This is a genomic window from Peribacillus sp. YIM B13481 (genome assembly GCF_042787985.1).
GTDB classification, from domain to species: Bacteria; Bacillota; Bacilli; order Bacillales; family DSM-1321; genus Peribacillus; species Peribacillus simplex_A.
This window is the reverse complement of sequence record NZ_JBHZPE010000075.1, coordinates 1-13,631: the sequence shown is the minus strand read 5'-3', so window position 1 is coordinate 13,631 and position 13,631 is coordinate 1. Positions and strand designations below refer to the sequence as shown.

Here is a 13,631-nt window from a genome sequence, read left to right as displayed (position 1 = left end):
AAAATCAACGGCCAAATTGTACAACTCATAAAAAATAGACAAACTCGATTTTCATCGAGTTTGTCTACAGTCTGAAAAGACAGCAATCGCTGTCTTTTCCATCAATCCTTTATCGCATCTTCAAATGGCGCTGAAAATAAACCACTTGGCGCCAACATATCCGTATCCGATTCACGGCTTTCCCCAACTACAATATATGAACCAGCTGGAAAAAAATCAAACATATCACTTTCCTTATGTATGATCAAGAAATATTCATATAAATCATCCATAAGTTCCTGATGTTCGTCTAATTTCATGATTTCTCCACATTCATCGATTTCAAAGTTTTCATTAATTGCATCTTGGAGTTCTTCATTATTTGAATACGCGATATAAAAATCCACATCTCCACACTCCATGCATAGCAGGAGTTTTTCTTCTAGTGCTTCTTCATAGGATTTCTGAACGACCGCTTTTAAAATGGCATCAATCCTTTCAGGATTAGTTAGTTTAATTTTAGTCTTGAACACAAAATCCCTCCCCAATTAAATACAAAGGCATTGAAAATTATATGACAGTTGAATGAAAAATAAAAAAAGTAAGCTCATACTTAGAGTACATAATCGAAAATCGGTAACTGTCCGTTTCCTATTAAATCCAAATACCATAGTTCGTTCCTTTTCCAGGGCGCCGGATCCCTTTGTAGTTTCCTCCCTTATTATAACTTGATAGGAATCCTCCGCGCATATATTAATTTTGCCCGTATATTTAGAATGATAATCTTCTATAATAGTAAGAAAAAGATGATCGGAAGCGTAATCAAGCTTAATGAAGTACTAATGAACGTAGCACTTGATACGAATTCAGGCTCTGTATTGAATTGGAGTGCATACATCGTAGTGTTGGCCGCCGTTGGCATGGCAGCTACGATGATCATGATATGCCTGACCATATCATCCACTGGTAAGGCAAGTGATAACAGGAAAGCAATGGCTGGGGAAACAGCAAGTTTAAGAAGCAGCGAAACTGATAGCTTTCGGTAGGCAATATTTTTCAGCGAAATGTTGGCAAGCTGCATCCCGAGTGTTATCATGATTGTCGGAATCGCTGCATTTGCAACAAGGTGAATAGCTTCCAAAACCGAATTGCTTAAAGGAATGTTCACTAACTGAAAAACCGCACCTGCAATAGCCCCATACACAATAGGCATCCTACATACTGCTTTAAGCGCTGTTTGAACCCCGTTTCCTTCAGGGCTGCCCTTCGCTGCGAAATAAATGCCAATAGTACACATGACTAACTGTTGACCCACCATCAGGATAATTGCATAATCGAGGCCTGCCGCTCCGAATAGCAGGAAAATGACAGGTGTTCCATAATTCCCGTTATTCATGAATGCGGACGCCAGAATCATTCCGCTTGTTTCAGTGACTGTATAATTACGGAAGAACGATATAATATAGACTACCAAGACGAGAGAAAGGCAGAGTACTATCGTGAATAAGAACAGGTAAAAATAATTAATCGTAAATTCTGCTGAATAAAAGGTTCGAAACACAAGAAAAGGTGACATTAAATATAATGCCATCGTGGAAATGGATTTTGTATCAAGTTTAAACTTTTTCTGACCGACGAACCCTAAAACAAAAATACCGAATATCGGTAAGAGAACACCCAAAAACCCCATAATATCACCTTCATAATCATAATGATTTTATTCTAACAATATCAGTTTTATAATTTTTTGTAAAAAATTCTTTCATACCGCTCCTGATTGAAATGTTATATATTCTCGCAAGTAATTAATTTTCTTTATTTTCAAAAAATATCATTCGGTTTTCGTCTTCAAATGGTATATTTTTATAATATTCACGTTAAAAAAAGTAACAGTAAGCTTTTGGCTTATTAAATATGAAGGGGTGTTTTTTAATGGATGTAAAATTCATGGAGATGGCTGTTCGACTTGCATATGAAAATGTATTGGCAAAGAACGGAGGACCTTTTGGTGCAATAATCGTAAAAGATGGCACAGTTGTAGGAAAAGGATGTAATAATGTGACAACAGCCAACGATCCAACAGCTCACGCCGAAGTACAGGCGATTCGTGATGCATGCAGGCACCTCAACAGCTTTCAGCTTACAGATTGTGAAATATACACTAGCTGTGAACCTTGCCCAATGTGCATTGGTGCCATTTATTGGGCACGTCCAAAAGCCATTTATTACGCATGTACGAAAGAAGACGCTGCACACATCGGCTTTGATGATCACTTTATCTATCAGGAACTTGGCCTGCCAATGGAAAAGCGCATAATTAAAATGGAACAAATGTCTTTTAATAACCACGATTTACCATTCCGAACATGGGAGACCTATATTGAAAAAGTGAAATATTAATCGGTTATAATTTTTGCCAAAGGGGTTACAGAATAGATGTCGCCGCAGGGAAAACGCCTGCAGATTGCGTCATTAAAAACGGTCAAATAATAGATGTATTAAATGGTGATGCCTATACAAGCGACATAGCTATCGTCGATGGTTTTTTCGCTGGCATCGGGAGTTATGAGGGTATTTCAGAAATCGATGCTGCCGGAAGATTCGTCTCCCCTACATTCATTGTTGGCCATGTCCATATTGAATCTCCGATGGTCAGGCATTCTGAACTCTTAAACATTCTCCTTTTTCGTGGTGTTACCTGCCCCGTTACAGATTCCCTTGAAAATAGCCAATGTTTCTGGTAAAAAGGCATTCAATATATGATTGAACAATCCGAGCATCTTCCTTATGACTTCTACTTCATGATGCCATATTGTGTACCTGCGACGGCGTTTGAACATTTTGGTGATGCCTTAAGAAGTGAAGATTTAATTTAATTTTACCAAAACCGAAAGTGATTGGTTTAGCCGAAGTGATGGCTTTCACGGACGTTTCACATGCGGAGGAGGATATGCTGCAAAAATTATACGATTCAAATAGACTAGGCAAAAGCATTGATGGCCACGCAGCTGGATTATCCGAACAACAGCTCGATGTTCATATGAGTGCCGGCATTAAAACGGATCATGAATGCACTACATCGGAGGAGGCAAAAGAATGACTGCGAAAGGGAATGTATCTTGATGATCAGGGAAGGCACCGTTGCCAAAGACTTAATAAACCTGGTTCCAGCTATTAATGAGAAGAAATCCCGCCGTTGTTTATTCGTCACCGATGACCGGCATCTGGATGATATTGTATCTGAGGGGAGTATCGATCACAATGTACGACTATCCTTAGAAACAGGAGTCCAGCCTATTACCGCCATTCAAATGGCGACCATAAATGCAGCAGAATGCTTTGGTTTAAAGGAACATGGTGCCATAGCACCTGGATTCAAGGCAGACTTCCTTCTATTAGATGATCTTGATTCAGTCATCATCCACTCGGTCTTTAAAGAGGGAAAGCTTATGGTGCAAAATAATCGTTCACTTAACTTTCCAGCTGAAAAGGAGCAGGCTATTGACGACGAGTTGAAGCACTCCGTTCAATTTCATGAAATAACGGAAGATGATTTGGCGATACCTTTTAAAAATAAGCCTCCTTCTAATATTATAAATAACTCCAAAAGATTGAACCGGTTACGGTTAATCATGGTCTATTCCAGTTCTCTGAACAAGTTGATCATATAAAACTGGCTGTAATTGAACGGCATCATTTGACCAACCAATTAGTTGGGCTCGGATTGAAATCAGTCGCAATTGCCACGACAGTAGCCTATAATTCACATAATTTAATCATTGCCTGCACGAATGACCAAGATATGCTAATGGCCGCATAGGAAATCAAAAAGACTCAGGGTGGATTGGCCGTAATTCAAAAAGAGAAAATACTAGCCTCCCTCCCACCCCCAATTTCTGGATTGGTGTGTAAATGAACTTATATGATGTCGTTCATTCATTGAAACGAATCGATGGTGCCCTATTGAAACTCGGTGCAAACAGGCATTTCAACCCTTTCCTTACACTTGCGTTCTTGGCGCTACCTGTCATCCCGGAAATTAAACTGACTGATCAGGGCTTATTTTCCGTTTCTGAGTTTAGGCATATTCCTATCGAAGTCTCAAAGCCAGTCGATAAAATTTTACCTCCTTGTCGTTTTTTTCTTCTCGCCCCAGTAATTTCTAAATGAATCAGGTTCCAACTCGACTTAAACCGGGAAAAGGATATAATGCGTATCATCTATGTTAAAATAAAAATAAACACAAATCTTTCTTGGAGGAGATAAATATGGCAAAACATGATCAACAAACCATAATTGGATACATTGGCACTTACACAAAAGGAAACAGCAAAGGCATTTACCGCTTTACTTTAGATACAGCAGAAGGAAAACTTAGTACACCGGTTCTTGCAGCAGAATTAACCGATCCGACTTATCTCGCCATAAGCCAGGACAAGAAGAATCTCTACGCCATTTTAAAAGAAGCGGGCAGCGGCGGAGTTTCAGCCTATTCGATTAGTGAAGAATCTGGTGAGCTTACCTACTTGGGCAAACAACTGACACCAAATGGTTCTTCCTGCCATATAAGTGTCGACAGCAAGAAACAGGTTTTGGTCACTTCCAGTTATGGAGAAGGCGTGATTGAATCATATCCGCTTCAGAACGACGCGGTCCCTTTACCTGTTTCATCCACTGTTCGACATGAGGGTCACGGACCTAATGAAGAACGTCAGGAAAAAGCACACACTCACTTCGCTGGTTTCACACCGGACGAAAGATTCATTGCTGTAGTCGATCTAGGAATAGATAAAGTGATAACTTATAAAATACATAATGGGATTATGGAAGAAGTAAACAGTTTATCCGTTGCACCAGGCAGCGGACCACGGCATTTGACCTTCCACCCAAACGGAAAATTTGCGTATGTCATGTCTGAGCTTGTACCAGAAGTCATTGTTTTAAGTTTCGACAGTCTAACCGGGAGTTTTTCTGAATTACAAACGGTCCGGACCATTCCCGAAGATTTCAAGGAAAACAGCCAGGGCAGCGCCATTCATATTTCTGATGACGGGAAATTCGTATATGCCGCAAACCGCGGACATGATAGTATAGCCGTTTACCAAATCAATCAAGAAACAGGCAAATTGGCATTCGTGGAACTGGTCAATTCCGAAGGGCATTGGCCACGAGATTTTTCATTGGACCCTAGCGGAAAATTCCTGATCGCTTCTAATGAACAATCAGGAAACCTGACACTATATGCACGGAATGAACAGGACGGAAAATTAACATTATTGCAAAAAGATGTTCAAGTTCCCTTTCCCGTTTGTGTGAAATTCCTTTAAAATCTCTCATTAAAAAAGGATTGAAGCTTTTACCACAGCTTCAATCCTTTTTTTTATCATCCTTTTTTAATTCCATTTCTCCGCCATTTCGGGGAAATCTATAAATGGGTTTCGATTACCCTGAATCTCATGTATAGCCTGGTTTCTATGTTTTTCATAAGTGCTGACTGGAAAGAGCCGGTGCCATTCCATAAGCAGTGCCAGGTCAATATTGCCGTTATCGATGATACCCTCATACCTGAGTAAAAAATACATGGTAGCCCTCGCTACAATGCCTTTGCCGTATTCAGGTTCGAATTTACCTTCGTCCGATTTCCCGCAACCCGCTTTTATTCCGGCAGCCGATGCTTCTGGGATATAATCCTCAAAATCATGGTATGGATAGTTACCCCGGCTACTGTTACAAGTTGGTTCGCAGGCGAACAGATGGTGCAAATCCCCCCTCATCGGTTCTTTTTTATTGAACCATGATTGAGGTACGACATGTTCACAATTAACGAGCATGTTCTCCATCTTCGTTGATTCAATCCCTTTTGACAACTCTTCTAGTATACGGATATCTTCCTCAATAACTTCTATAGGATCCATTCCTTTACCGGAGTACAGGCTTTTCAGCTTGCCATTTTCCTGTAAGTCAACCCAAGGGTAAACATGACGATGTGGTGAGTAGTTCAGCTGGTTTTTATGGGTTGCTACTAGTAGTTTCTTCAATCCTTCTCGGTCCAAGGAACCATCTTGATAGTATTCTCGCTTAAGTTCCTGATCTTTCGTTTCATCGTAGTATTCGCGGTTTTCATTGAAGTTCACATGCGCAGCCATTGCCATTTCCCGTTCTTTTTCAAGTATTTCAAAACTATTCTTCATCCACTCATCCCCCCGATTCTATTAAAACCTAACTTTTACCATAATTTAAGTTTAATAGAAATCCTTTGAGAAAAAAAGGTGCTTTAGAAGTGTCTAACGAAGAATTTCTATAAAATGGGTAAGGATTTTCGCTGTCATTCCCCAGATTACTCGATCGTTATATAAGTAAAAATATTCTTCCATTTGTTTTGGCTGCCATTTATAATTCTCCCCGCCAACAATTAAATCTTGGGGGAAATTTTCATGTGGTTCTATTTTATATTTCACATGATATATCTCTGGCGGTTTTTCCATGAAAAAGGAAAGCGGTACACTAAAAATGGTTTCTACCTCAGCTGGATTAGGAATTATCCGTTGATGGTTACGAACAAATCCTGCATAAGGATATACAATCATCCCAAAAGGGGATACCAAATAATCAATTGGAAAGACATTATAAATATCTTCTTTTTTCAAACCAAGTTCCTCATATGTTTCCCTAAGGGCAGCCGACTGTTCATCATGGTCCGACTTGTCTATTTTCCCGCCTGGAAAACAGATATCCCCTGGCTGCCTCCTAAGTGTGTGTGAACGCTCTTCAAAAAGAACATGTATTCCATCTTCTTTTTCTATAAGCGGAACCAATACAGCATACTTTGAAAAATTCTCACTACCTAAAATTTCAGGGGTATGTAATGTGAGTTTTTTTGTTATATCTTTATTTTTCATGTACCACACCTCTTCTGAAGTTAATATTGACAATATGAAATCGGTATTTTTCAACCACTCATTATCATTCCATTTTCAAACATCCTCTATAACTAAGCAAGGAAAACGATTCCAAAAATTTTCCCTTTAATTCGTAATAGGGATCTCTTATTCTTTATATCCTTGTTATTTCATATAAATGTAGGCCTCTTCAAATCTAATAACTTTTCGTCACGATAGGGAAATTTATTTTCTATTTAACCTATGGGACAAGCTAATTTATGTATGGACAAACCACAGAATTTTAGAGTTTTTTTACGCGTTATACTCGGTCCTTTGACCATATATAAAAGCACCGTTCAATGTTTCTGAACGGTGCTAAAACTAAACGCAGCATCCTCTATTAAAAGGAAATATTTCTGAAAAAAAACCGAATGTTAAAATAGGGAAAATCAACAAGTACATAAAGAACTCTATTTATATACCGAATTTTCAGGAAACGCATTTCAAGGCAGCCTATCCTATTTCTGAAGTTTTTTTTATTTATAGTTCTGTTAGTGTTCGCTTTACAGTCGTTACGATGAATAAGAAATCCTCTTCAGTGATACTTAGTGGGGGAGCAAGAGTCAGGACATTATTGAAGCCTGCTACTGTATCACCATTTTTACCTATAATCAGCCCCTTTTCTTTGCATGACGCAATCACTTTATTGATTTTGGAAAGATCGATCGGTCGTTTTGTCTGTTTATCTTCCACTAGTTCAATCCCTACCAACAAACCTTTCCCACGTACATCCCCAACATTAGGATGAGATTTGATTTCTTCAAACTCTTGCAGAAAGCGAAGTCCTAACTCTTCAGACCGTTCTATTAGTTTTTCATTTTCATATATTTCAATATTTTTTAAAGCAAGGGCACAGGAAGCTGGATTGCCACCAAATGTATTTACATGTCGAAAGCGATCATATTCATCTGAACCAATGTACGCTTCATAAATTTCACGTTTGACGGCTGTAGCGGATAATGGCAGGTAAGCGCTTGTGATTCCTTTAGCCATTGTTACGATGTCCGGTTTTACATCATAGTTCATAAATCCGAATTTCTTTCCAGTACGGCCAAACCCGCAAATGACCTCATCCGAAATGAGAAGGACACCATTTTTCTCACAAATTTCTTTTACCCGCTTCATATATCCATCAGGTGGCATCAGGATTCCACCTCCAGTGATGATTGGTTCCATGATTACCGCGGCCACCGTTTCGCCCAATTCCCATGTAATGGTACGGTCAATTTCAGCCGCACTTTTTTCACCACTTTCATCCTCTGGGTTCCGGTATGAATCCGGCGGTGATACATGAAGAAAACCTGGGGCGAGTGGTTCATATTTAAACTTTCGTTGTGCTTGCCCGGTAGCTGCCAGTGCCCCCATTGAATTGCCATGATAACCTCGATAACGAGAAATGAATTTATAACGTCCATGTTCACCTTTTTGCTGATGATACTGCCGAGCAATTTTAAAAGCTGTCTCATTTGCTTCTGAACCGCTGTTAGAGAAGAAAATCACATAATCCCCACCCAGCCATTCATTTAACTTCTCTGCTAGCTTAATAGCCGGGATGTGACTGTTCGTTAAAGGGGCATAAGGAAGCTCTTTCAACTGCTCGTAAGCTGCCTCGGCCAGCTCCGTGCGACCATATCCTACGTTGACACACCATAAACCTGACATCCCATCCAGGAAACGATTCCCATCAACATCCGTAATCCATGCTCCTTGCCCTTTTTGGACTACCATTGTCCCAGGGTTGGGTTCAGCCCCTTTCATATGATGCCACACATATTTGCCATCCATCGTTTTAAGATCATGACCCTGTTTTTCAACCGGCATAAGCCACACTCCTCCTATAATAATGTATAAAGGTATAAAGGAAGGCCGACCACAAATTGCGTCGACCCCTTTTTCCCTATCAATATCTTGCCGTTAACATTTTCTTTCTAGTGTAAAATTCCACGCCGTCCTTCCCATTGGCATGAAGGTCTCCATAAAATGAACTTTTATAGCCGGAAAAAGGAAAGAATGCCATAGGCGCGGGTACGCCAAGGTTAATACCAAGCATCCCTGCATCAATTTCTTCACGAAATTCCCGGATGGCTTTTGCACTATCCGTATAGAGGCAGGCACCATTGGCAAATTCGGATTGATTGGTCAAATCGATTGCTTCTTCAAGCGTATTAACCCTTACTATGGATAAAACAGGGGCAAAAATTTCATCCTTCCATATTTTCATGTTTGTTTTTACATGATCAAATAATGTCGGTCCAACATAATAGCCATTTTCCTGATCGCCTTCATTTCTGCCATCACGAAGGAGAACCGCTCCTTCTTTTTCACCGATATCAATATATTGTTCTGTTCTCTTTTTATGAGTATCACGGATCACAGGGCCCAAGAAAACGTCCTTATCCATTCCATTGCCAATCTTGATGTCATCCGCTGCAGCCTTTAATCTCTCAACAAGCAAATCTCCCACTTCTCCCACCGCAACAACCACCGACGCAGCCATGCAACGCTCGCCTGCTGATCCGAAGGCGGCATTCGTTATGTTCGTTACCGCATTATCCAAATCCGCATCAGGCATGACGATTGAATGATTTTTCGCTCCTGATAAAGCCTGGACACGTTTTTTATTGGCAGCTGCCGTTTTGTATACATACTCTGCTACAGGCTGGGACCCAACAAATGATATCGCTTTAATGTCTTCATGCTCCAAAATTCCATTCACGACATCATGGGCACCATGGACAATATTGACAACACCATTCGGAACGCCGGCTTCCGTCAGTAATTCTACAAGGCGGTTGGCTAAAAGCGGAGTCCGTTCTGAAGGTTTTAAGATAAACGTATTTCCACAGGCTATTGCAAGCGGGAACATCCAACAGGGAACCATCATTGGGAAATTAAATGGCGTAATCCCGGCAACGACACCCATTGGATAACGATACATGCCAGATTCAATTCCAGGGGATATATCAGGAAGCTGACTGCCCATCATCAAGGTAGGCGCACCTGCAGCGAATTCCACGCATTCAATTCCACGTTGGACCTCACCATATGCTTCTGTATAGCTTTTTCCATTTTCTATCGTGACCAGCTTTGCAAGTTCATCCCAGTGTTCTATCAATAATTGCTGGTAACGGAATAAGAAGCGCGCTCTTTTTGGCACGGCCACCTTTTTCCATTCTTTATACGCCTTTTTAGCAACCTGCACCGCCTGGTCGACATCTTCCTTTGTGGAAAGGGGTACGATTGCCAAAGCTTCTCCTGTTGCCGGATTAGGCACTTCTTCATGTTTCGATGTTGTGGAATTCACCCACTTGCCACCGATATAATTTTTCAACGTTTCTACATCATTGATAACTGTCATTAAAGAAACCCTCCATTTCAACACGATTTCATAGTTTTATTATATTTTTCAAACGGGCTTTTTACATTAGACGTTTTGTATAGTTTTTGATTCAATATTTGCACATATTGTTTGATTTCGATTTTCCTATATTCATAATAATCAGGAAAAGAAATTTCCCCACTCAATACTAATGTAAAATCCGCTTTTAACCTTTTAGAATATTTCTTTCCCTTTAATCAGCAGGCTTTCAAATCAACATTTAATAATCGAGTATAACTTTAGGTCCTCATGCTTTCCTTTAACAAACATCCCTTTCCTTATGATTCCCTCAAAAGACATTCCAGCCTTTTGCATGACTCGCTCCGAACCCAAATTCCCTACAAAGCAGCGTGCTTGTATTCGGACAAGGTTCATATTATCGAAGCCAAATTCGATTATCTTTTTGACTGCCTCCGTCACCAAGCCATTCCCCCAGTATTTTGGTGCCAGCACATATCCAATTTCAGCTCTATGATGATCAACCTGCCATGAAACAAAGTCAATAGTGCCAATCAACTTACCACTTTCCTTGTATTGTATTCCCCATGGAGCGATTTTCTTATCCTCATAATTCTGTAATGCAAATCGGATAAAATCCCTTGTATCACATAGGGAACGATGGGCTTCCCATGTGACAAAGCGGGATACATCACTATTGGATGCATAAGCGAACATGTCTTCGGCATCATTCATGGTGACTTTCCTCATAACTAAACGTTTTGATTCTATGGTAGGCAGCTGTCCATATATGTCTTTCACATTCATGATTACACCCCATTCCATTAATTATTTGTATTATAGCAAGATTGTAAAGCAATCACTGTTCCCAATTGAAATATCATTGAACTTATGTATAATTCAGAAAAATAGGCAGAGGGAGAATCATGCCAAGAAAACTCATAATAAGCCAACCTTGAATGGACCTTTATTACAGAGAGGTAAAGAATTGGTACCCGAGTGGACTGTGATCTCCTGAAGATCTCCGGAAATTTGGAAGGATCATATAACCGATGCGGAAGTGATCGCAGGCTGGAAAAAGGAAATGTCTGAATCAATTGACACAAACGAAATAAAAAGGTTCCAGACATGTAGTGGATGCTTTACCCCTGGAAAACTTAGAAAAAAAGAATGTGCAGATTACAACTGCAAATGGCGTCCATGCCTACCCCCATTCTAGAAACCATTTTTCTTGTAATGCTTGCCTTAACAAGGAAAATAAATACATGTACTAAGCAAAAGCAGGAAAAGGCTTGGCATCACGCAAAAATAAGCAGGAAATTCATGAATAGACCATCGGAATCATCGGTGTTGCAAAAATCAGAAAAGACACCGCTAAAATTGCCAAGGCTTTTCCCATGACCGTATTAGGAATGCGCCATTCCGGTAAATGAGAAGAATTTGTCGATGAGATGTTCACACAAAACCATTGAATCCCTTCTTCCTAAGTGCGATTATATTGGCGGGACATTACGCCGCACACATCCGAAAATACGGAATTTTACGAGCAACGGCTTATTCAGGATATATTTTCATGCCGAATTTAATGAACGATCTTAATGGTAAAAAAACCTTCAACAAATTTACTTGATTACAAAAAAGGGCATTAATAATTTTTTAACATCTAGCATTATAAATAATCTTGCTTTGTTTACTTGCAGATTCCGACAATATCTGTTATATTTAATAAGAATTATTTTTGTTCGGGAAGATTGATAAGTGAAACACTTTTCGTCTAATGATTGAGCAAGGGTAGTAACACAATGTGTGGATTCACACTAGGAGGCAACAACAATGGAACAAGGTAAAGTAAAATGGTTTAACGCAGAAAAAGGATTTGGCTTCATCGAACGCGAAAACGGAGACGATGTATTCGTACATTTCTCAGCTATCCAAAGCGAAGGATTCAAATCATTAGACGAAGGTCAAGAAGTTACTTTTGAAGTTGAGCAAGGTCAACGTGGACCCCAAGCTACTAACGTTCAAAAAGCATAATTTTAAATACAATATATAACGGACTCTACTTGTAGAGTCTGTTTTTTTTGATTGAATCGCAATAATTAAAAAACCCCTATTCACAGGGAATAGGGGAACATGAAACAAGTTTAGTAAATGGTAAACACAGTATAACACACTAAGAAACGAAACCCTAATTTATCCGAAAAGTAAAAATTATCACGTACTTCCCTAGGCTTTTACCCTACCATTCATTTCTTATCCACTTCATATGTTCGATCCGTTCCCCAAGGATAAAACGGGGGCATATCGGAGCTGCTTTTCATTTTGAAATCAGCTTTCCTTTTTTCAAGGAAGGCTTCGATCCCTTCTTGTGCATCCGCTTGTTTTCCGGTCCAATGAATCATTTTCGATTCTATTTTATGCGATTCAACAGGATGGTTTGCACCGAGCATGGTCCACATTAACTGGCGGGATAACGTCACCGAGACGGAAGATGTATTTTCCGCAATGTCTGATGCAATTTCCATTGCCGCAGACATCAATTCATCCGGCTCAACGATCTTGTTTACCAATCTTCCCTCATATGCTTCACTGGCAGAAATCATTCTGCCGGTAAAAATCCATTCGGAAGCTTTGCCCATTCCGACAAGCCTAGGTAAGAACCAACCGCTGCATGCTTCCATCGTTATCCCTCTCCTCGCAAATACAAAACCCATTTTTGCATCTGTTGAAGCGATTCTAATGTCCATAGGCAAAGTCATTGTTATCCCAATCCCAACTGCCGCTCCATTAATGGCTGCTATCATGGGTTTCTTCATCTCAAAAATCCGTAATGACAACATCCCCCCTGCATCACGGTATTCAACCAAAGGAGTGTGATCCATAAAGGTTTCTGCACCTTTCTCCAAATCCATTCCAGCACAGTAAGCATCCCCAGCGCCAGTTAAAATAACGGCTCGTACGTCATCACTTTCATCCGCTTCATCTAAAGCAAGAATCATCTCCTCACACATCTTTTCATTGAAAGCATTCATTCTTTCAGGACGATTAAGAGTAATTATCATGACACGATCGACGATTTCACTAGTTATCGTGGAATACAATATCAGTCCCTCCTTCTCTTACAAATTGGTACAAGAAACAATTATTTATTTTTACATATAATTACATTTTATATGTTTTATTTTCAGATTCCTAGTTATTTATTTTGACATACTATAAAATAATTTATTCTTCAAGATAATCGCTTATATCTAAAAATATTTTAAATAAATATGTAAAAAAGGACCAGTCGCAAACGAGGGCACTGAAAAAGTCCCTTCGGGCCAATAGAGGTAGTTTTTCTCAGTTTATTCTGAGGAAATCTACCTTTTTTT

The 13,631-nt window shown here is 39.7% G+C and carries 15 protein-coding genes; 7 read left to right on the top strand and 8 right to left on the bottom strand.

Features of this window, described 5'->3' with window-relative positions:
- Window positions 1-101 precede the first annotated feature (101 nt).
- Both ACFX4X_RS23625 and ACFX4X_RS23620 read right to left on the bottom strand, forming a co-directional pair.
- Entirely contained in the window at window positions 102-512 is a 411-nt protein-coding gene (locus tag ACFX4X_RS23625) for a hypothetical protein (RefSeq protein ID WP_061463410.1), read from the bottom strand.
- 254 nt (window positions 513-766) lie between these two features.
- Window positions 767-1,669, bottom strand: coding sequence for an AEC family transporter (locus tag ACFX4X_RS23620; protein WP_377387009.1), 903 nt, complete (start codon window positions 1,667-1,669; stop codon window positions 767-769).
- A gap of 242 nt (window positions 1,670-1,911) precedes the next feature.
- Here ACFX4X_RS23620 and ACFX4X_RS23615 point away from each other — a divergent pair, with 242 nt between their 5' ends.
- From ACFX4X_RS23615 to ACFX4X_RS23590, 6 genes are all read left to right on the top strand, one after another.
- A complete protein-coding gene (locus ACFX4X_RS23615; RefSeq protein WP_125163013.1) occupies window positions 1,912-2,379 on the top strand; it encodes a nucleoside deaminase in 468 nt (155 codons plus the stop codon).
- Between the two features lie 550 nt (window positions 2,380-2,929).
- Window positions 2,930-3,079, top strand: a complete 150-nt coding sequence (locus tag ACFX4X_RS23610) for a hypothetical protein (protein WP_377387006.1) — start codon at window positions 2,930-2,932, stop codon at window positions 3,077-3,079.
- Window positions 3,080-3,101: 22 nt separating this feature from the next.
- Window positions 3,102-3,650, top strand: coding sequence for an amidohydrolase family protein (locus ACFX4X_RS23605; protein ID WP_377387015.1), 549 nt, complete (start codon window positions 3,102-3,104; stop codon window positions 3,648-3,650).
- Window positions 3,590-3,799 carry an adenine deaminase C-terminal domain-containing protein gene (locus tag ACFX4X_RS23600; protein WP_377387012.1) on the top strand — a complete coding sequence of 70 codons (210 nt, stop codon included), beginning with the start codon at window positions 3,590-3,592 and terminating at the stop codon, window positions 3,797-3,799. The genes ACFX4X_RS23605 and ACFX4X_RS23600 overlap by 61 nt, the downstream gene beginning before the upstream one ends.
- Window positions 3,800-3,891: 92 nt before the next feature.
- Window positions 3,892-4,149 (top strand): adenine deaminase C-terminal domain-containing protein, encoded by a 258-nt coding sequence (locus tag ACFX4X_RS23595; protein WP_377387004.1) that lies wholly within the window; start codon window positions 3,892-3,894, stop codon window positions 4,147-4,149.
- Between the two features lie 98 nt (window positions 4,150-4,247).
- The gene (locus ACFX4X_RS23590; protein WP_284470602.1) at window positions 4,248-5,306 is read left to right on the top strand and encodes a lactonase family protein; all 1,059 of its coding nucleotides are present in this window, start codon (window positions 4,248-4,250) and stop codon (window positions 5,304-5,306) included.
- A 66-nt stretch (window positions 5,307-5,372) separates the two neighbouring features.
- Here the strand turns inward: ACFX4X_RS23590 and ACFX4X_RS23585 are convergent, their stop codons facing one another.
- From ACFX4X_RS23585 to ACFX4X_RS23565, 5 genes are all read right to left on the bottom strand, one after another.
- Window positions 5,373-6,170 carry an endonuclease I family protein gene (locus tag ACFX4X_RS23585; protein WP_061463414.1) on the bottom strand — a complete coding sequence of 266 codons (798 nt, stop codon included), beginning with the start codon at window positions 6,168-6,170 and terminating at the stop codon, window positions 5,373-5,375.
- A gap of 93 nt (window positions 6,171-6,263) precedes the next feature.
- On the bottom strand, window positions 6,264-6,878 hold the full coding sequence (locus tag ACFX4X_RS23580; RefSeq protein WP_377387002.1) for an NUDIX hydrolase: 615 nt from the start codon (window positions 6,876-6,878) through the stop codon (window positions 6,264-6,266).
- 522 nt (window positions 6,879-7,400) lie between these two features.
- A complete protein-coding gene (locus ACFX4X_RS23575) occupies window positions 7,401-8,741 on the bottom strand; it encodes an aspartate aminotransferase family protein (RefSeq protein ID WP_377386999.1) in 1,341 nt (446 codons plus the stop codon).
- Between the two features lie 79 nt (window positions 8,742-8,820).
- Window positions 8,821-10,278 (bottom strand): CoA-acylating methylmalonate-semialdehyde dehydrogenase, encoded by a 1,458-nt coding sequence (locus tag ACFX4X_RS23570; RefSeq protein WP_284470600.1) that lies wholly within the window; start codon window positions 10,276-10,278, stop codon window positions 8,821-8,823.
- Between the two features lie 234 nt (window positions 10,279-10,512).
- On the bottom strand, window positions 10,513-11,064 hold the full coding sequence (locus tag ACFX4X_RS23565) for a GNAT family N-acetyltransferase (protein ID WP_377386995.1): 552 nt from the start codon (window positions 11,062-11,064) through the stop codon (window positions 10,513-10,515).
- A 1,026-nt stretch (window positions 11,065-12,090) separates the two neighbouring features.
- On the opposite strand from ACFX4X_RS23565, the gene ACFX4X_RS23560 reads away from it, so the two are divergent.
- Window positions 12,091-12,291: a cold-shock protein gene (locus ACFX4X_RS23560; protein ID WP_029714163.1), complete on the top strand. Its 201-nt coding sequence runs from the start codon at window positions 12,091-12,093 to the stop codon at window positions 12,289-12,291.
- A gap of 212 nt (window positions 12,292-12,503) precedes the next feature.
- Here ACFX4X_RS23560 and ACFX4X_RS23555 read toward each other — a convergent pair whose 3' ends face one another.
- Window positions 12,504-13,358, bottom strand: a complete 855-nt coding sequence (locus ACFX4X_RS23555) for a crotonase/enoyl-CoA hydratase family protein (RefSeq protein ID WP_377386988.1) — start codon at window positions 13,356-13,358, stop codon at window positions 12,504-12,506.
- Between the last annotated feature and the right edge of the window lie 273 nt (window positions 13,359-13,631).